Raw genomic sequence first — 17,550 nt, forward strand, 5'->3', positions numbered from 1 at the left:
CTTTTGTAAATATCTCCATTTTCATTGAGAAACATTCACAAAAAACTTCGCTACTATGTCTAAAAAATGTAATTACATCAGCACAAATCGTTCAAAACACTACTTAAAGTGTCATTTAATCTTCGTTTGCAAGTATCGTAAAAAGTTACTTGTCGGTCAGTTAAAAGATGATATGCGTTCTTTTCTCTTAAACATTACTTCTAATTCAGATTTTGAAATTGAAGTGTTTGAATCTGATTTAGACCACATCCATTTTCTTATTCGTTATATCCCTCGTGTTTCAATTACTTCTATTGTTCGCAAGTTAAAACAAGAATCTACTTATTACATTTGGCGTTAACCACACAGGTCATTCTTATTTAAACATTTTTGGAAAGAACATACTTTCTGCTCTGATGGTTATTTTGTTTGTTCAATAGGTGAAGCACCTCCTGATACTATTCGTCAGTATATTCTCAATCAGGGTTAGTCGCTTACATCCCACAGGCTAAAGACCTGTGGGTTTTACGCTCCGTTTTATAAAAAAGTTATCATGTATTGACAAGATAACTTTTTGATTACATATAGGTTGCTACAAAAACAAAAGCCACCCTTTAGCAAGAGAGGCTTTCTTGAAGTGAACTTACTGGTACGAAACTCGAACTCTTTTTTGGAAGATTAATAGTTATTAAACGTACTGAAAGATTATTTATCGTGGTGGATAACGAAAAGGTGTCTGCCGAAACCAAAGCCTACAAAAAGATACCGCAGATATTATCTTTTACCGATGAAGACGGCAACGACAATATGAAGCAGGTCATCGAAGCCAATTACAGGCAGGTCAAAGCGGACCTTGTACATATTGTGGAAAGTGAAATGGAGCGGATTAGAATGACCCCGATTTACAACATTTGATACAGCAAGATGGATAACGGCTAAAATAATGGGTATTCTAAAAAAAGTAAATAGACAGACTTGTCTGTTCATTTATTATTCTATACATTTGCTTTCATAAAGGATATAAACATGGATACCCCAAGAGAAAGAATTATTGATACCGCTTCACTACTGTTCCATCAACAGGGATATAATAGCACTGGAATTAATCAGATTATCAGTGAAGCCAATGTTGCCAAAGCAAGTTTTTACCAACACTTTAAATCAAAAGATGACCTATGTGTTGCGTTTTTAAATGCAAGACATGGATATTGGTTTTCTGAATTGATAACATACGTATCAAAATCGAAAAGCACCAAAAAAAGAATATTGAACGCCTTTGATTTCATTGTTTATATGAACGAAAAGGAAGGTTTTAGGGGGTGCAGTTTTTTGAACATCCTGTCGGAAATATCAAAAGAACAAGGTACTATACTTTCAGTTATACAGGCACACAAAAACGACCTTAGAAAATTCTTTGAAAAAGAACTTGGAGAGGAATTGCTATCCGCTCACATCTACCTGTTATTTGAAAGTTCAATTATAGAAAGCCAACTCTTTAAATCAAATGAGTTGGTCAAGAAATCAAAAAAAATCGTAAACAGCTTAATTTAAGCCTTAAAACAATGGAACAGAAACATCCTTTACCTCCATTTACTTTGGAGACAGCCAAGCAAAAAATCCAAATGGCAGAAGATGCTTGGAATACCAAAAATCCCGAAAAGATATCAATGGCTTATACCATTGATAGTGAATGGCGAAATCGAAACCTGTTTATCAATGGTCGGGAAGAAATTGTAAGATTTTTGACCGAGAAATGGGAAAAAGAATTGGATTACAAGCTCAAAAAAGAGTATTGGGCGCATACCGATAATAGAATTGCCGTTAGGTTTGAATATGAGTACAGAAACAAAGAGGGTAAATGGTTTAGAGCCTACGGAAACGAGAATTGGGAGTTTGATGAAAACGGCTTAATGAAAAAACGGTACGCTAGTATCAATGACCTCGAAATAAAAGAGGCTGACAGGTATTTATAATTACTAAATTGTGAACGAAAACGGAATACTTATATGGTCGAAAATACTTTATTAAAAAACATCTCGAAATATATAGATCTTACGCAGGATGAAATTTCAACTTTCGAGCGTTTTTGGACGGAGAAAACATTGGAAAAGGGGGACTATCTTTTGCATAATGGCGATACCTGTCGTTATGATAGTTATGTCGTTTCGGGAGCATTAAAAGCATTTTACATCAACGCTGACAATGGCAATGAGGAAATCTTGTTTTTCGCTATCGACGACTGGTGGGCTTCTGACTTAGATAGCTTTTCCAAACAGAAGCCCTCAATATACAACATACAAGCCATAGAAAGAACGACCGTTTTACAGATTAGCCACTATTCTTTTCAGCAGTTACTGGCTGAACTTCCCCGTTTGGAGCGGTACTTTCGGATAATATTAGAAAGTTATCTGGGCGCATTGCAAAAAAGAATTATCTATAACAATGTTCAGGATGCCGAAAGCAGATATTATGCCTTTTTGGAAAACTACCCAAACATAGCATCCAAAGTACCCCAATATCTGATTGCATCGTATTTGGGTGTATCAGCTGAATTTATAAGCCGCATTAAGAAAAAAAATAAACCGTCTTGACCTAGATCAATTTTTTCTCCATCATTTACCGTCAACTTTGCTTCATAATATTAAGAAGCAAATGAAACATCATCCTATTTTTCAGAACGCCATTACATGGCAAAGAGAATTGATCAACCGGACGGTAGTTGCCCCCATGTCACGCGTGAGCGCTACGGCGGACGGCTTGGCTACGCACGAAATGAAGGACTATTATTCCGCATTTGCAATTGGAGGATTTGCAGTTATCATTACCGAGGGTATCTACACTGATGTATACGGTAGCCAGAGTTATAACAACCAACCTGCACTTGTAAACGAAGCGCAAAGCGCTTCTTGGGAAAAGGTAACCCGTGCTGTCCATCAATCTCCCTCCCTTATTTTCGCTCAGTTGATGCACGCAGGTGCTTTATCGCAATATAGTGAGAACACCTTAGCTCCGTCTGCCCTAAAACCTGTTGGCACAAAGATGTCTTCCTACGGTGGCGAGGGGACATTTCCTACCCCTAAAGAAATGGACTTGACGGATATTGAAAGAATGAAACAGGGCTTTATCAATGGAGCTGTAAACGCTTATAAGGCAGGCTTTGACGGCGTAGAAATTCATGGGGCAAATGGTTATTTGTTAGACCAGTTCCTCACACCGGAACTGAACCACAGAAACGACCAATATGGTGGCACTATGCAGAACCGTTTCCGTGTTATTGCTGAAATTATTGCTGGTATAAAGGCTTCCGTGCCACAGAGTTTCATTGTCGGTTTACGGGTTTCAGAGGGGAAAGTAAATGACCTTACCTACCGTTGGAAACATGGTATTGAAACAGCTAAAGAACTGGCAGAAGAAATAAAGGTGAGCAAACCCGATTTTGTTCACGTAGCGGTGCAGACGGGCGAATGGGAACGGGACAGCTTTTTTGGAGACGGAATATCATTGGCATTGGTTATCCGGCAGGCAACGGGCATTCCTGTCATTGCCAACGGTGGTTTCCATAATGTTGAAAAGGCGGAAGTTGCCTTGAAGGACAACCACGCAACGCTGGTTGCTATCGGAAAAGCAGCCTTAGCAGATCCCCATTGGGTAATGAAAACCATGAACGGGTTACCCTTGATTCCTTTTCACCGTGAAATGTTATGGCCGGAGGCAACCCTTAGCCATACCCGGAAAATCGTCAAAGAATTAAATCTTGAAAATAGTTAGAAAGAGAACAATGAAAATGAACAGATTCTTGATAATTGGGACTTTACTTTCAGTATAGACATCACAGGAAAAACGTTCGCACAAAGGAACACATCTATAAATCAAATAAATAAAAAATGAAACCTGCTTGTGTCACCATCGAAAAAAGGATATATAAAAATCAACTCAAGCAAGCTTCATTGCCATTAAAAAACAAATTATTATCATGAAAATTTCACAAATTAAAATTACGCCGGACGCTTATGAACCATTCCGTCTGGCTCAGGGACATCGTGTAGGCGATCTGTTGTTTATTTCGGGACAGACCGCTATTGGCAAGGATGGAAAGCTTATAGGCATAGGTGACTTTGATGCACAGGCAAAAATGGCTTTTGAAAATCTGGACAAGGTATTGAGTGCTGGAGGTTCAAGTTTGAAAAACGTGGTTAAGGTCACTATCATGCTCCGTGACATGAAGAACTTTGAGAAGATTGTCGAATTGAGAGGCAAATACTTTACTCCCCCATATCCGGCAGATACTATTTTTGAAGTATCGTCATTGTTTTCGCCGGATGCATTGATTGAGATTGAAGCCATTGCTGTGGCGGATGCGCTGGCAGATTGGGAAAAGTAATACGAAAATAAAACCAGTCACAGTAAGGAGTGGATAAGTAGTATCTACTCCTTGTTTATTTTGGACATTTATATACAACGAAGTATAAATAACCATACATCATCAAATGATAATAATTGCGTATTTTAGTATTTTCTGATATACTAAGTTTGACATGAGAATAAACTTCACATTTCATAATTATTATTTTTCAATCTGGACGGAAAAGCATTCCCAGGATTATACTAATTTTTAGACATCTTCCTTATGATACAAAAACATTCAGATAACTTTGATCTGCTCAGATATTTAAGGTCTCAAAAAAATGATGGCCATATAGCGCCTTATTATCTGGCATCAAAAACGTGTCTTGAAGACTTGAAAATCACCAATCCCTTTAAAAACTACTTTTATACTATCGGTCTGTATTATGGTGAGGGAGCGCGCATCAGGATAGGCACTACCGATTATGATTTAACACGAGGAAGCCTGTTGACGATTGGCCCCGGAATGACCTGTCAATGGCTCAATACCAATTTTCCCTCAAATGACACGTTATTTTTTTATGATGATATTTTTGTAAATAATTTCAGCAGGTCGTTTTTCTATTCTCTCGAATTTTTTTGCCCCGATGAAAAGAGTGTGATGCAACTCACCGATAGGCAATTCGAGGAAATGCAACAGCTTTTCAGCACACTTCGGGCAATAGCTGATAAGCCCGAAGCAGTATCGGGCATACTATATTCAATCCTGATTATTTCACAGAAATATTTCTGGAACCTGTACCGGGGCAATAAAAAGGAACTCAACGGTAAAGAACATACCGTTGTAAAGTTTAGAGAATTAGTTTCAAAGAATTTCTCGCAGTATAAAGATGTTGCTTTTTATGCGGAACAGTTGCATATATCACCAAAATACCTGAGCGAAATATTAGTAGAATACACCGGGCTTTCGGCGAAAAAATGGATTGAGTTTCATATCATGCAGGAGGCCAAGTACCTGTTGAGCTTTTGGAATATGTCTGTCAAAGAGGTGTCGTTTCAACTTGGCTACACAGACTCTTCTCATTTTTCCCGGGCATTCAGAAGCTACGAAGGTCAGCTCCCCACTGAGTTCAAAAATACAATTGAAATTCCTGCATAATCGCGGGTTCTACATCAAAAACAGAAAAAACTACATTTTTTGCCGTCATACTTACAGTATTGACGGCTAGGCTCCTTCATATCTTCGTATGGTATTACAGAAAACGTACAATGAAGTTTAGATAAGATGCATTTCTTTCGTTACGAAAAGACAAGACAAATCACCAACGGAAGAAAATATCCTGAATAGGTTGTCACGTTTTCAGCACTTCATGTGTCCATATTTTAAACAGTGGTTGACTGTAATAATTATCCGACCACAGCCTAACAAAAAGAAATTTGAAGGGAACGATGAAAGAAACAACGAAAATAAAAAACTTGCTGGCCTGCCTGTTTTTCTGCATGTGGTGCTTGCACAGCGAGGCGCAAGTCCCTGTGGAAATCACTGCAGGGCATTCGAGTTACTATTATCAGCATATGTTTTCCGGCAAAATCAATGCGGAAAAGCCGTTTGGATTTTTTAACACGTCTTCTATTTTGCTTCCTTACGACAAAAAGCGGGGGATTGAAGTGATGAGCCAGTCGTATCTTACTTACGAAATAAATAATCGCTGGGCAACCGGTTTGGGTTCTATCTATGCACCGGGAAATCGGTTTGTGCCTTCGGCTTTTGTTTGGTATTTCAATAAAAAAAATGACTTATCGTATCTCATTTTTACGAGAATGGATGTTTGGTCTAACCCCAGTCTTGAGCTGTTCGGTTCTGTGGAATATCAAGGTAGCAAAAATCAGAATTTCAATCTTTATGCGCGTTTGCAGCTTCAATATATTACTTCAATGCATTGGAACGGGCACTTAAAGAGTGTTCAATATGCAAGATTAGGAGTGGACAATAAAGGTGTACAATATGGTTTGGGTGTAAACTTTGACCAATACGGGCCAAATACGGAACACTACAGCAACTTTGGACTTTTTGTGCGAAGAGTATTCTAACAGAACTTTTAAAATACAATTAAATATGAATATAGATAACATCAAAACTGAAATACCTCACAACAAAAGGAAGAGCATAACGGTACTTGGATTGGGTAATATGGGAGCCGCGATAGCCTATACATTTATCAATCAAGGTTATGATACGGTTGTGTGGAACCGTAATGCGGAAAAATGTAAACCACTAGTTGAAGCAGGTGCAGCGGGTATAGAAATACTTAGTGAGGCAGTTGTTGCCAGTAATCAGATTGTGATCTGCTTGTTAAACAATACGGCTGTGGATGAAGTACTCAAACAGGTAGCTGGTGCGGTTGCCGGAAAAGTATTCATCAATTTAACGAGCGGCACACCTGCTCAGGCTCGTGATTTTGCTGAGTGGGCTGAAAAACAGAACGCTTCCTATATCGATGGCAAAATATTGGCTGACCCAATAGACATCGGAACCGCCAAAGCACAGTTATTATTCAGTGGTAAGCCAACCGTTTTTGATGCGCAGTATCCGCTGTTGGAAAAGCTAGGTGCCATTACTTACTACGGAGAAGACGCAGGAGCCGCGGCTGTAGATTTTTTAGCGCAGGTAGCTATTGGCTATGAATTTTTAATAGGTTTTTTGCATACCCTTCAATTGGTGCATCAGGAAGGAGTGGATTTGGCCGCTTTTGCACATCGCGTTGCGGGCACGCTACAGGGCTATGGCCCGCTGCTGTCCCTAATGGTCAATGAAATTAAGTTGGGTACATACCAGCCCGACTTGGGGCCGCTTCAGGTTCAAGCCGCGATGTTTGATGACCTCATCAATCATCGAAAATCAAAAAATGTGGAAACTCTGCGCATGCAAGAAATCAAAAACCTCATGGACCGTAGAATAGCTGATGGGCATGGAGCGCAGGGATTTTCGAGTTTATTCGAACTACTAGGGAAACAATAGCAACTACCAGCATTGACCACAATATTTAAAGGGGATACAAACAAGATATAACTAGAATAAAAAAGGAAAATAATGAAACAGAAAATTTTTAATACGCACAATGATTATACAGGTCTGATCATTCGACTGACAATCGGTATCGTTATGTTTCCACACGGAGCGCGGGCTATGTTGGGCTGGTTTGGTGGCTTTGGGTTTACCCAAACTTTGGAGGGGCTGCAACAGATGGGACACCCATGGCTGGTGGGGCTATTAGTTATATTAATAGAGTTCTTTGCACCCATTTTTATAATAATGGGCTTTGCCTCCCGTTTTTGGGCAATTGCATTGGGTGGACTTTTTATCGGAATAATTTTATTTGGCGGACATCTCGAGCATGGCTTTTTCATGAACTGGTTTGGCGATAAGGAAGGTGAAGGATTCGAATATCATTTGCTGATGCTCGGCTTATGTCTGGCACTGTTCATTCAGGGAAGTGGAAAATATTCACTGGACAATTTGATATCCAAAAAACTCACAGCTTAAATTTAAACAACGATGATCCCGATTCATGAACTTTTGTGGTTTGCTTTGGCTGCCTTCCTGATGGTTATCAGCCCGGGGCCGAATATGATTTATCTTATTTCAAGAAGCATTACGCAGGGTAAAACAGCCGGGCTTGTTTCACTAGTTGGCGTTATCTGTGGTTTTTTATTTCATATCGTCCTGGCAGGATTTGGATTGACGGCTATATTACTGGCTGTTCCGTTTGCTTACGGAATACTGAAAATTTCGGGCGCTATTTACTTGTTGTATTTGGCGTATCAGGCCATTAAACCCAATGGCAAAACATTTTTTGAAGTGAATGAGCATATTGCCAAAGACAAGCCTCGAAAACTGTTCCTGATGGGCTTTTTTACCAACCTGTTGAATCCTAAAATGGCTGTATTTTACCTGTCTTTTTTTCCTCAATTTATCAAACCGGAATATGGCTCTATATTAGGTCAGAGTATGGCATTGGGTATTACACAGATTTCTATCAGCTTCACTATCAATTTTATTATTGTAATGACCGCTGCAAAAATGGCTTCTTTTCTTACAAGAAATCCACTTTGGGTAAGGACGCAAAAATGGTTTATGGCCAGTGTACTGACTTTTTTAGCCATAAAAATGGTGCTTTCAAAAGCTAAATAATGACAAACAAAAAATAAATATGGAAAACAGAATAGACATACAGCAGCTTGAGCCGGATGCATTCAAGGCAATGTTCGCTCTGGAAAATTACCTACACAATTCAGGACTTTCTAAAGCGCATTTCTATCTGATTAAAATTCGTGCTTCGCAAATCAACGGTTGCGCTTTTTGTATCAACATGCACACTACGGATGCATTAAAGCAGGGTGAAACCGCACAGCGAATTTTCCTGCTCAACGCCTGGAAAGAAACCGGATTATTTACCGAGGAAGAGAAAACAATTTTAGCCATAACCGAGGAAGTAACCTTAATCAGCCAAAACGGGTTAAGCGATGAAACGTACAGACAGGCCGAACAACTTTTTGATGGAAATCAAATTGCACAGATCATAATGGCGGTTGTTACGATAAATGCATGGAACAGGATTGTAATCAGCACCAAGAAAACGGTAGTATAAAAAGAATAATGAACTAAAAAAGATACTCAATTATGCAAACAATTCCTAAACCATTCAAAATCCTGGTATCTGTCCTTGTAGTTTCCAATGTCGTGTTGATGATTTGTATTGTCTACCTACATTTAAATAACAGGCCAAACTTTAATGCAGAAAGAATAAATATCAATGATGCTTCGGGAAAAAATCGTGTCGTTATTGCAAACACAGAACACATTCCCGAGCCCATTATTGATGGAAAAACGTATAAAAGAGCTTACGCCCCAGCAGGTCTTATATTCTATGACAAGAACGGCGACGAAAGAGGCGGTCTTGCTATTACCGATAATGAGCAGACTAACTTAAATGCCCTATCATTCGATTACCAGAATGCAGATGCCATTGGAATTCTCGCACAGGATAATAAAAGCGACAATTATTTCAGGGCTGGGCTGGTGATAAATGACAAAGACCTGTCGGGGAAACCCGGACATAATATCAACCGTATCAACCTGATAACGGAAAACGGGAATGCGGCTTTGGTAATGAAGGATCACAATGAAATACCGAGAATTATTCTAAAGGTTGATAGTGTGGGTAACCCGTCCATCGAAATGTTTGACAAAGATGGTAAGCTGAACTGGAAACAATAAACTCAAGTCTTATGAAACAGACATTAAAAACCATCATCCTTATCATCCCCATTCTTATGGCGGTGAATACTTTTGGTCAACATCAAAATCGATTAAAAATGGAACAGAATAACAGAGAAGAACGTACTGTTACGGAACATGTCGCTGTCATCGATAAAATCAGCATTCCCAAAAAAGCTATCGCGGAGTATTCCCAAAAATCGCTTTTCATCAGAAATACACTTCGGCAGCAGCCCGGCTTTGTAAAATATGAAATCTTTCAACAGACAGGCGATAGTGGAGACCTTCGGGTCATTACGGTTGCCACTTGGGCAGACCGACAGCGGATGGACGATGCCAGAGTGGTCATACGGGAGGCAATGCAAAAAGCAGGGATTAAAATGCCCGCCTTTTTAGAACAACATGGTATTACGATGGAAAGGGGTATCTATCAGATGGTCGAGGAGTGAGTCTTATAGATTTATACCAGACTTGATAATTATCTTCAAGAAAGTATAAAACAGTGATGTCTTAATGTCTATAAGAGAACTTGACCGGGTTCCGCAAGAAACGGATTTCAATAGATGCATGGTATCGTTAATTTTAAAAGAAACAGCAAAGCTGAGTAATGAAATCATAAAAGGTATTCTAACATGCACATTAAAAGTTATCCTTCCATTCTGTACTTCGGCACTCCGGTAGTACTTATCAGTACCAAAAACCCTAATGGTACAGATAATCTTGCACCGATATCTTCGATTTTCTGGTTGGGGTGGCGTTGTATCATTGGTCTTGGGGCTTCCTCCCAAACTGCCAAAAACCTTTTGGTAACCAAAGAGATCGTATTAAACCTGCCTTCGGTAAACGAGGCAAAGGCAGTGAACCTACTGGCCAGAACCACGGGTTCTAATCCAGTGCCCCAATCTAAAATGTTAAAGGGGTATCGTTTCGAAGAAAATAAATTTGAAATAGCAGGATTGACGGGAACCCCTTCCGAAACCATCAATGCCTGCCGGGTGAACGAATGCCCTGTACAAATGGAAGCTGTTGTCATGGCCATTCATAAATTGGCAGAGGATGAACCATTAGAGCAGGGCAAGATCATCACATTTGAACTAAAGATAAACAGGGTATATCTCGATCAATCAATTATTATGGATAATTATACAAACCGGGTTGATCCCGATAAGTGGAAACCTCTCATTATGAGTTTCCAGGAGTTTTATACACTTGGCGATAAAGCACATGAATCGACGCTCGCAGAAATTCCTGAAATTTTATACAATACCAACGATAGAAAATCAGCACAGGAGGAAGTTTAGTGAAAACAAAAATAATGACTAAGAAATGATAACAAAGGACGAAATTTTAAATCTCGAGAACACACTTTACGGAGCCATCCAAAATAGGGATACGGAAGTGCTCGACAACCTATTGCATACTGATCTGCTTTTTATAATTCCCGGCGGTCAGACGATAACCAAAGAAATGGATTTGCAAACGTATCGTGAGGGAAACTTAAAAGTAAACGAAATCACTCCCAAAGTAGAAGAACTGCATATCATAGCGGATCTGGCAGTTATTACTTTGCAGATGGAGTTAAAAGGGAATTATAATAACGAGCCTTTTGAAGCTAAATATAAATATATCCGTTTTTGGAAAAAGTTTCCCGAAGGCATAAAAGTAGTTGGCGGAAGCGGAATGGCTATTTAATCAAAAGCCTGTATAAGACACAGGAAATCGGCAAAACAGTAAAGATTTACAAAACAGGACGATGCGATTATGCTTCTATTTGCATTGTATATAAATAAGATGAAAGAAAAGTTCCTCATAACCTTGATAATTACCTCAATCAGCTGGCAGTTTTGTACAGCCCAAATTAATTCCATCAATGAATACAACCGTATTGAATTAAATGGTGCCAGGCACAGCGTATTTATTAAAGGGGAAAATGCCCTGAACCCTGTTTTGCTCATATTGCACGGTGGCCCTGGGTTTTCTGATTTTTATTTTTGGCAAACACACAATAAGGAACTGGAACAGCGCTTCACGGTGGTTACCTACGACCAAAGGGGAACGGGTTTATCCTACAACGATACCCTGCCTCCCGGAAGCATCACTATTGAACAGCTGGAAGATGATGCGCTAAGTTTAATACATATTCTTAAAGAGCGTTTTAAGAAAGAGAAAATATATTTGGTTGGTTATTCTTTTGGTTCTATTATGGGTATGCATCTGATTCAAAAGTATCCATCGCTATTTCAGGCTTATATTGGCGTGGGACAGGTTACCAGTATGTATTTGAATGAAAAGGTTTCGCTCGATTATTCAATTCAACAGGCCAGGTTAAAAAAAGACAGCGTAGCAATGGCTCAATTGCAAAAACTCCGTAAGCATTACCCGTCCCGCTCAAAAAATGAAATATCATACCTGTATTTATCAAGAAAATGGCTCCGGCACTTTCATGGTGATTTTTGTGAAGGTACCAATGTTGGCCAGCTCTATAAAAATATGGATTCCTTTGCCAGGCAATATTACAAAGATAGCCTGATAGCTAAGGGACAAGCCTTCACAATGAATGCCATGTGGGATGAAGTAATGCAGGTAGATTTATTTAAAACGGTTCGGGAAGTAAAAGTCCCCGTTTACTTTATCGCAGGGCGGTGTGACTATAATACCCCCTCCACACTTGCTTATAAATTTTTCAGGAAACTAAAAGCGCCTCAAAAACAATTCATCTGGTTTGAAAACTCAGGGCATTATGCAGCTTTTGTAGAACCGGAAAAATTTAATAGGATTATGGTGCAGGAAGTTCTGGCCGATAAAGGAACATAAAGCCTGAAATTTGCTAATATCAAAAATAGAATAAAAAGATGGAGAAACATTATAATAAGTTATTGACCTATGCCTACAATATTGTCGGTTCTTATGAAGATGCGAAAGATCTGGTACAGGATATACTGGAAAAATACATTACATTGGATAAATCGAGCATCCGCCACGAATCCAACTTTCTGATTAAAAGCACGATTAATCATGCTATAAATTTTAAAACCCGCCAAAGCAAAAAAGAAGTTTTCGGCGAATGGCTCCCCGAACCTGTTTCATTTGATAATGCCGATGCAAAACTTATTAGGGACGAAACGGCAAGCTATACCATGCTCGTGCTGTTCGAGTACCTGAACCCAAAAGAAAGAGCGGCTTTCATATTGAAAGAGGGCTTCAATTATTCACATGCTGAGATAGCCGAACTGCTTGAAATAAGCACCGAAAATTCACGCCAGCTATTGAGCAGGGCCAACAAACAATTGAAAGACAGTAAATACTCAAGTTATAACCCACATTTGGGTCACTCATTTGAGACTGTAGGCAGGTATCAGAAAGCGTTGGCTCAGGCTGACATCGTGGAATTGCAGAACTTATTGGTAGACGACATAAAACTCAGTGCTGACGGAGGTACGAAGGTGCAGGTAGTGAGCGGTTCGGAAATAGGGAAAACAGCTACGGCCACTTTATTGGTTTATGTACAGCAGCATTTTCTTATGGGAAAAACATTTACCTTTCAATTTTTCAATCATCAACCTGCTGTCTGCTTTTGGGAGCATGAAAAGCTCCATAACTGTCATATACTCCAATTAAGTGAAGATGGATTGATCCAGGAAATATATTCCATTGTAGACCCGGATAAGCTAAAAAATATTACCAAGCTGTCACATATTTAGTACTCAAATGGTCTTCCATAGAAAGAGTAAAAAAGATGAAGACATTATTGAGAATTGACAGTAGCTTACGTTTAAAAAACTCCTATTCCCGCAATGCGGGAGACAATTTTGTACGGGCATGGAAAGAACTGAATCCGGAAGGGAGCATCAGTATACGGGAAGTAGGCACCTCCCACATTCCTCATCTTGAGCAGGAAGTACTTGAGAAATTTTATACTGCCGGGGATACTTCAGACCGCCTAAAATTGTCTGACCAGTTGATAGCAGAACTATTCGGGTGTGATGAAATCCTTATCACAGTGCCTATGTATAATTTTGGCATACCCTCTTCGCTGAAAGCGTATTTCGACCTTGTGCTGCGGACAGGTAAAACTTTCAGATACGACGAGGACAAAGCAATCGGATTGCTTCAGAATAAAAAAGCATACGTTCTCTCCGCTATGGGGGAACTGGATTCAGCTTTGCCCAATCTAGTGGAAATGCACCTGCAGCAGATATTGAACTTTATTGGCATTAGTGAAATTTACTATTATTCATTGGACGGTACGGATGATAAAGAATCTGTCAAACAACAACTAAACCATCAAAAAGAATTATTTACGAACATCTTAAACAAATAAAAATGGAACAGGTAGAAAAAGCAATCGAAGCATTTGTAAAAGCTGGCGACAATCGTGATGTAGCAGCATTGGAAAGTATCTTACATCCCGGCTTTCAGAATATACAGGACGGGTTTTTCGATGAGAAGGGGATTTTTGTATTCTCGAAATCTGACTATATCGAACTCATCCGTACCAAGCGATTCGGAGGAAGCCCAAGGAGCTTGGTGATAAACAACATAAAGCAATCAGACCATATGGCTATTGCACACACGACGTTGGAAAGTGAGTTTCTTATCTTTCATTCATTGATAATATGTATTCGGGATAATGAGCATTGGAAAATAATAAATAACACACCCACAATCCATGTGAAGTAGTTTTCAATGATGGCTGAATAAAATTCAGCCATCTTAAATCATCTTGAAGAATAATTTTTTTAATGCCTTATTTCTGCATTCTAAACAATTATTCTCCAACCAATAGGGAACCGTCTAAAATTATGCTAATGGGTTAACAAATACTAACGTAAGAGCGGATCGGCACGCTCCGGTCGGAACTCAATAGGAGAATAAATGCGAGTAAATGGATAAATTTTACAATGATAAGTTACACAAACTGGAAACAGTCATCAATGACTTCGAGATTGAAGCAGATTGTTCCATACAACGGATAGAAACCGTTATACACCATATTCTTGAATGCCTGTCCGAAATGAAAGGGTATGTCCTGAAAAGAGGGTTTAAGAATACTGATGAAGAAATCCGCTTTTTCAAATATCAGAAACCTGCCATTGTAGCTAAACTCATCTACTACAATGCCATTTACAAAATCGAGACAAAAAAGCCGTATGGCGCAAAACCTATAAGGAAATACCTCAACAAAGAACTGAAAAAGCTAAAAAGATTCTTTGACAATAATCTCGATTTTTATAAGTATTACCGGAGCAATAATTCGTTCCTTGACGAAAAAATGTTTTTACGGGGCAAGCATGATATAAAGCTGTGATTGGACACTTATTATTTCCAGTCTGACCAAACCTTTTCCACCTCACATGATTATAAAGTCGCCAAGATAATGGCCAATGATTTGATACAGGTTTACATCGAAGACCAGTTATATAACAAATTCCAAAAAGACAAATCGAAAGCCCAAAAGAAGCTGAAATGGACAGGTAGCAAAGTGGCATTGATAGAACTGATTTATGCCCTGCACTATCAAGGCGTGTTTGACAACGGGAACAATGACATAAGGGAAGTAGCCCAATATTTTGAAAGTACCTTTGGTATTGATTTAGGCAACTTTTATCAGACTTATTTGGAGTTGAGAAACCGGAAGATGAACCGTACAAAATTCCTTGATGCGCTTCGGGAGGAACTTATACGAAGAATGGACGAGCAGGACGAAAAGTAAAGTTCAATTTAATAGGTTCTAAAATAGTTATGCGACCGACTTCGGAGGGTGTTAATATCACCTGCAAGGGCAAGTAGTTTTGAGGCACAGAATGAGTTTCGAGTGCCTCAAAACACAACTTGCTCTGTTCAGGTGAACATTTTTTGAGGTGTAGTATATATTTCGAGCACCTCAAAACATAACTTGCTCTGTTTAGGCGAACAGAAAGTTTCTGAGTTTTTAAGACGGCCATCAGCCGAGCCTGCTTGCGTTCAAGCCATACGACTGCCTTGATAGATAGAGGGCAATATTGCAGGAGGGCATGACGGCTTTCAATATATCAGTCTGACCTAATTAACTTCTTTTGATTTATTCGGTAATGAGAGGAGGTGCTGTTTTGTTTCTCTATCACTACCATTTATTCGTTCAAAGGTCGGAGTATGCTATGTTTCGTTTCATGGGCTAAAAAGGTCAGTGTTTAGCTGAAACAAGGTTTTGACTGAAAAATACTATCCGCAGGTTGGAGATTTTTTAGCAAACCGAAGGCTCGACCTTGTAAAGCGTAAAGGACACTGATTTACCTTTGCCCTTGAAAATGGAACGAATAGCATACCGACTTGTGATGAAATTCATTAAATAGCTGATAAACAATAGTATTACAAAAGAAAAATTAAAAACGGGTTCGATCTCCCCTAAATTTAGGTGATTTTATGAGACACAACATCGAACCCCGAAGATGATTTTCAAGTCAACGTATATCTATCAGAATATCAGTAAATTATAAGGAAATAAAAAAGGGACAAGTTCGCTATTTTTGAACTTGTCCCAAGAAGTGACCCCGGAGAGATTCGAACTCTCGACCCACTGATTAAGAGTCAGTTGCTCTACCAACTGAGCTACGAAGTCTTGTGATTTAACGAGTCAAATGTAAGGCTCATGAAACTTAAAATCAAATTCTTTTCGTGTATAATTTCCACCAACCATTTTTAATTACACAAGGGCGACAATGGAAATATTAATATGACAATTCTCTTTGTAACTTTGCATCCGCAATAAAATTAGCCATGCAACAAAATACTTCTATTCCTATCGAAGATCCATTGTATTCCAAACGTAACCGCATCCGTATCGCCGTTTCGTTATTTTATTTTTGTCAGGGATTAGCTTTCTCCTCCTGGGCAAGTCGTATTCCAATCATCAAAGAACGCTTACATCTTACAGAAGCTCAGCTGGGTACTATCTTACTAATGTTACCTATAGGCCAGTTAGTTACAATGGCTTTGTCGGGCAAGTTGGTTACAAAATACGGTAGTGCTAATGTTTTGCGCATTACGGCAGTTATATACTCAATTGTACTTTGTGCTATTGGCTTTGCGACAAATGCCTATCAGTTGGGAGCTGTGTTGTTTTTGTTTGGCGTAGTGGGAAATATGTGTAATATTTCCGTAAATACACAAGGAGTAGCAGCAGAAAAGATTTTCCAAAAATCAATAATGTCGTCGTTTCATGGTGCTTGGAGTATCGCAGGATTTACCGGAGCATTAATTGGTTTGATGACGATGAATATTGGCATTGACACCGTACAACATTTTTTTATTATTCTAGTATTGGTGTGTGCTAATACCATTTCCAATCATAAGTTTTTGGTGCAAGGAAAAGCCGATCAATCGGAGAAAAAATCCTTTTTCTCCAAGCCAGAAAGTTCCTTAGTTCAGCTCGGTATAATTGGATTTTTTAGTATGGCGACTGAAGGCGCGATGTTTGACTGGAGTGGTGTTTATTTCAAAGATATAGTTCACGCACCTGCCAATTTCATTATTGTGGGCTATGCTTCCTTTATGGTGATGATGGCGACAGGACGTTTTATTGGCGATATTGTCATTAGCCGTATAGGTCGCAAGAAGACTTTACAAGGGAGTGGTATCCTAATGTTTACTGGGATGATGCTTTCGGTGCTGATGCCTCAATTTTGGATTTGTACTTTTGCGTTTATGCTCGTAGGAATTGGTGTAGCTTGTAATGTTCCAACCGTATATAGCCTGGCGGGTCAAAATAAAAAAGTGCCTTCAGGCGTGGCTTTAGCTATGGTTTCCAGTATCAGTTTCTTAGGTTTCTTAATGGGACCACCGCTGATTGGTTATATCGCAGAAATCTTAGATTTACGTTATTCTTATGGACTTTTTGCTTTCTTTGGCTTGTTGATGTTTGTGATGACAAGTAAGTTAAAGATGTTTAGAGAAACCGAAGATTAAATCTC

The 17,550-nt window shown here is 39.1% G+C and carries 20 protein-coding genes, 1 tRNA gene and 3 pseudogenes; 23 read left to right on the forward strand and 1 reads right to left on the reverse strand.

The window, feature by feature from the left end; translation table 11 throughout:
* Nucleotides 1-55 precede the first annotated feature (55 nt).
* The 22 genes and pseudogenes from tnpA (at nucleotide 56) to G5B32_RS04525 (ending at nucleotide 15,314) form a co-directional block, all read left to right on the forward strand.
* A pseudogene (gene tnpA, locus G5B32_RS04420) lies at nucleotides 56-469 on the forward strand (IS200/IS605 family transposase).
* A gap of 221 nt (nucleotides 470-690) precedes the next feature.
* Nucleotides 691-911: pseudogene (locus tag G5B32_RS04425) on the forward strand (conjugal transfer protein TraG); the annotation flags it as partial.
* 94 nt (nucleotides 912-1,005) lie between these two features.
* Entirely contained in the window at nucleotides 1,006-1,530 is a 525-nt protein-coding gene (locus G5B32_RS04430) for a TetR/AcrR family transcriptional regulator (RefSeq protein WP_165290356.1), read from the forward strand.
* A gap of 11 nt (nucleotides 1,531-1,541) precedes the next feature.
* On the forward strand, nucleotides 1,542-1,952 hold the full coding sequence (locus G5B32_RS04435) for a nuclear transport factor 2 family protein (protein ID WP_156307446.1): 411 nt from the start codon (nucleotides 1,542-1,544) through the stop codon (nucleotides 1,950-1,952).
* Between the two features lie 33 nt (nucleotides 1,953-1,985).
* A complete protein-coding gene (locus G5B32_RS04440) occupies nucleotides 1,986-2,570 on the forward strand; it encodes a Crp/Fnr family transcriptional regulator (RefSeq protein ID WP_156307447.1) in 585 nt (194 codons plus the stop codon).
* A gap of 61 nt (nucleotides 2,571-2,631) precedes the next feature.
* Nucleotides 2,632-3,747 carry a tRNA-dihydrouridine synthase gene (locus tag G5B32_RS04445; RefSeq protein ID WP_165290357.1) on the forward strand — a complete coding sequence of 372 codons (1,116 nt, stop codon included), beginning with the start codon at nucleotides 2,632-2,634 and terminating at the stop codon, nucleotides 3,745-3,747.
* 205 nt (nucleotides 3,748-3,952) lie between these two features.
* Nucleotides 3,953-4,360, forward strand: coding sequence for a RidA family protein (locus G5B32_RS04450; RefSeq protein ID WP_156307449.1), 408 nt, complete (start codon nucleotides 3,953-3,955; stop codon nucleotides 4,358-4,360).
* 246 nt (nucleotides 4,361-4,606) lie between these two features.
* The gene (locus G5B32_RS04455; protein ID WP_165290358.1) at nucleotides 4,607-5,482 is read left to right on the forward strand and encodes a helix-turn-helix domain-containing protein; all 876 of its coding nucleotides are present in this window, start codon (nucleotides 4,607-4,609) and stop codon (nucleotides 5,480-5,482) included.
* A gap of 290 nt (nucleotides 5,483-5,772) precedes the next feature.
* Complete coding sequence (locus G5B32_RS04460; protein ID WP_165290359.1) at nucleotides 5,773-6,414, forward strand: hypothetical protein; 642 nt, start codon at nucleotides 5,773-5,775, stop codon at nucleotides 6,412-6,414.
* A gap of 25 nt (nucleotides 6,415-6,439) precedes the next feature.
* Nucleotides 6,440-7,342 carry an NAD(P)-dependent oxidoreductase gene (locus tag G5B32_RS04465; RefSeq protein ID WP_165290360.1) on the forward strand — a complete coding sequence of 301 codons (903 nt, stop codon included), beginning with the start codon at nucleotides 6,440-6,442 and terminating at the stop codon, nucleotides 7,340-7,342.
* A 72-nt stretch (nucleotides 7,343-7,414) separates the two neighbouring features.
* Entirely contained in the window at nucleotides 7,415-7,867 is a 453-nt protein-coding gene (locus G5B32_RS04470; protein WP_156307453.1) for a DoxX family protein, read from the forward strand.
* Nucleotides 7,868-7,879: 12 nt separating this feature from the next.
* Nucleotides 7,880-8,515, forward strand: coding sequence for a LysE family translocator (locus G5B32_RS04475; protein WP_156307454.1), 636 nt, complete (start codon nucleotides 7,880-7,882; stop codon nucleotides 8,513-8,515).
* Between the two features lie 19 nt (nucleotides 8,516-8,534).
* The gene (locus tag G5B32_RS04480; RefSeq protein ID WP_156307455.1) at nucleotides 8,535-8,972 is read left to right on the forward strand and encodes a carboxymuconolactone decarboxylase family protein; all 438 of its coding nucleotides are present in this window, start codon (nucleotides 8,535-8,537) and stop codon (nucleotides 8,970-8,972) included.
* A gap of 32 nt (nucleotides 8,973-9,004) precedes the next feature.
* Nucleotides 9,005-9,601 carry a hypothetical protein gene (locus G5B32_RS04485; RefSeq protein ID WP_156307456.1) on the forward strand — a complete coding sequence of 199 codons (597 nt, stop codon included), beginning with the start codon at nucleotides 9,005-9,007 and terminating at the stop codon, nucleotides 9,599-9,601.
* Nucleotides 9,602-9,612: 11 nt separating this feature from the next.
* Nucleotides 9,613-10,050 (forward strand): antibiotic biosynthesis monooxygenase, encoded by a 438-nt coding sequence (locus G5B32_RS04490; protein ID WP_165290361.1) that lies wholly within the window; start codon nucleotides 9,613-9,615, stop codon nucleotides 10,048-10,050.
* Between the two features lie 183 nt (nucleotides 10,051-10,233).
* Nucleotides 10,234-10,902, forward strand: coding sequence for a flavin reductase family protein (locus G5B32_RS04495; RefSeq protein WP_093364784.1), 669 nt, complete (start codon nucleotides 10,234-10,236; stop codon nucleotides 10,900-10,902).
* Between the two features lie 25 nt (nucleotides 10,903-10,927).
* On the forward strand, nucleotides 10,928-11,293 hold the full coding sequence (locus G5B32_RS04500; RefSeq protein ID WP_156307458.1) for a nuclear transport factor 2 family protein: 366 nt from the start codon (nucleotides 10,928-10,930) through the stop codon (nucleotides 11,291-11,293).
* A gap of 99 nt (nucleotides 11,294-11,392) precedes the next feature.
* Nucleotides 11,393-12,415: an alpha/beta fold hydrolase gene (locus tag G5B32_RS04505; RefSeq protein ID WP_165290362.1), complete on the forward strand. Its 1,023-nt coding sequence runs from the start codon at nucleotides 11,393-11,395 to the stop codon at nucleotides 12,413-12,415.
* A gap of 38 nt (nucleotides 12,416-12,453) precedes the next feature.
* Complete coding sequence (locus G5B32_RS04510; RefSeq protein WP_165290363.1) at nucleotides 12,454-13,302, forward strand: sigma-70 family RNA polymerase sigma factor; 849 nt, start codon at nucleotides 12,454-12,456, stop codon at nucleotides 13,300-13,302.
* A 35-nt stretch (nucleotides 13,303-13,337) separates the two neighbouring features.
* Nucleotides 13,338-13,922 carry an FMN-dependent NADH-azoreductase gene (locus tag G5B32_RS04515; RefSeq protein ID WP_156307461.1) on the forward strand — a complete coding sequence of 195 codons (585 nt, stop codon included), beginning with the start codon at nucleotides 13,338-13,340 and terminating at the stop codon, nucleotides 13,920-13,922.
* A 2-nt stretch (nucleotides 13,923-13,924) separates the two neighbouring features.
* Complete coding sequence (locus G5B32_RS04520; RefSeq protein WP_165290364.1) at nucleotides 13,925-14,281, forward strand: nuclear transport factor 2 family protein; 357 nt, start codon at nucleotides 13,925-13,927, stop codon at nucleotides 14,279-14,281.
* Between the two features lie 205 nt (nucleotides 14,282-14,486).
* Nucleotides 14,487-15,314: pseudogene (locus G5B32_RS04525) on the forward strand (RteC domain-containing protein).
* 812 nt (nucleotides 15,315-16,126) lie between these two features.
* On the opposite strand, the gene G5B32_RS04530 reads toward G5B32_RS04525, so the two are convergent.
* Nucleotides 16,127-16,199 (reverse strand) — tRNA-Lys (locus G5B32_RS04530).
* 158 nt (nucleotides 16,200-16,357) lie between these two features.
* Here G5B32_RS04530 and G5B32_RS04535 point away from each other — a divergent pair.
* The gene (locus G5B32_RS04535; RefSeq protein WP_165290365.1) at nucleotides 16,358-17,545 is read left to right on the forward strand and encodes an MFS transporter; all 1,188 of its coding nucleotides are present in this window, start codon (nucleotides 16,358-16,360) and stop codon (nucleotides 17,543-17,545) included.
* The last annotated feature ends 5 nt before the right edge of the window (nucleotides 17,546-17,550 follow it).

This window comes from Sphingobacterium sp. SGL-16 (genome assembly GCF_011043515.1).
Taxonomy (GTDB): domain Bacteria; phylum Bacteroidota; class Bacteroidia; order Sphingobacteriales; family Sphingobacteriaceae; genus Sphingobacterium; species Sphingobacterium litopenaei.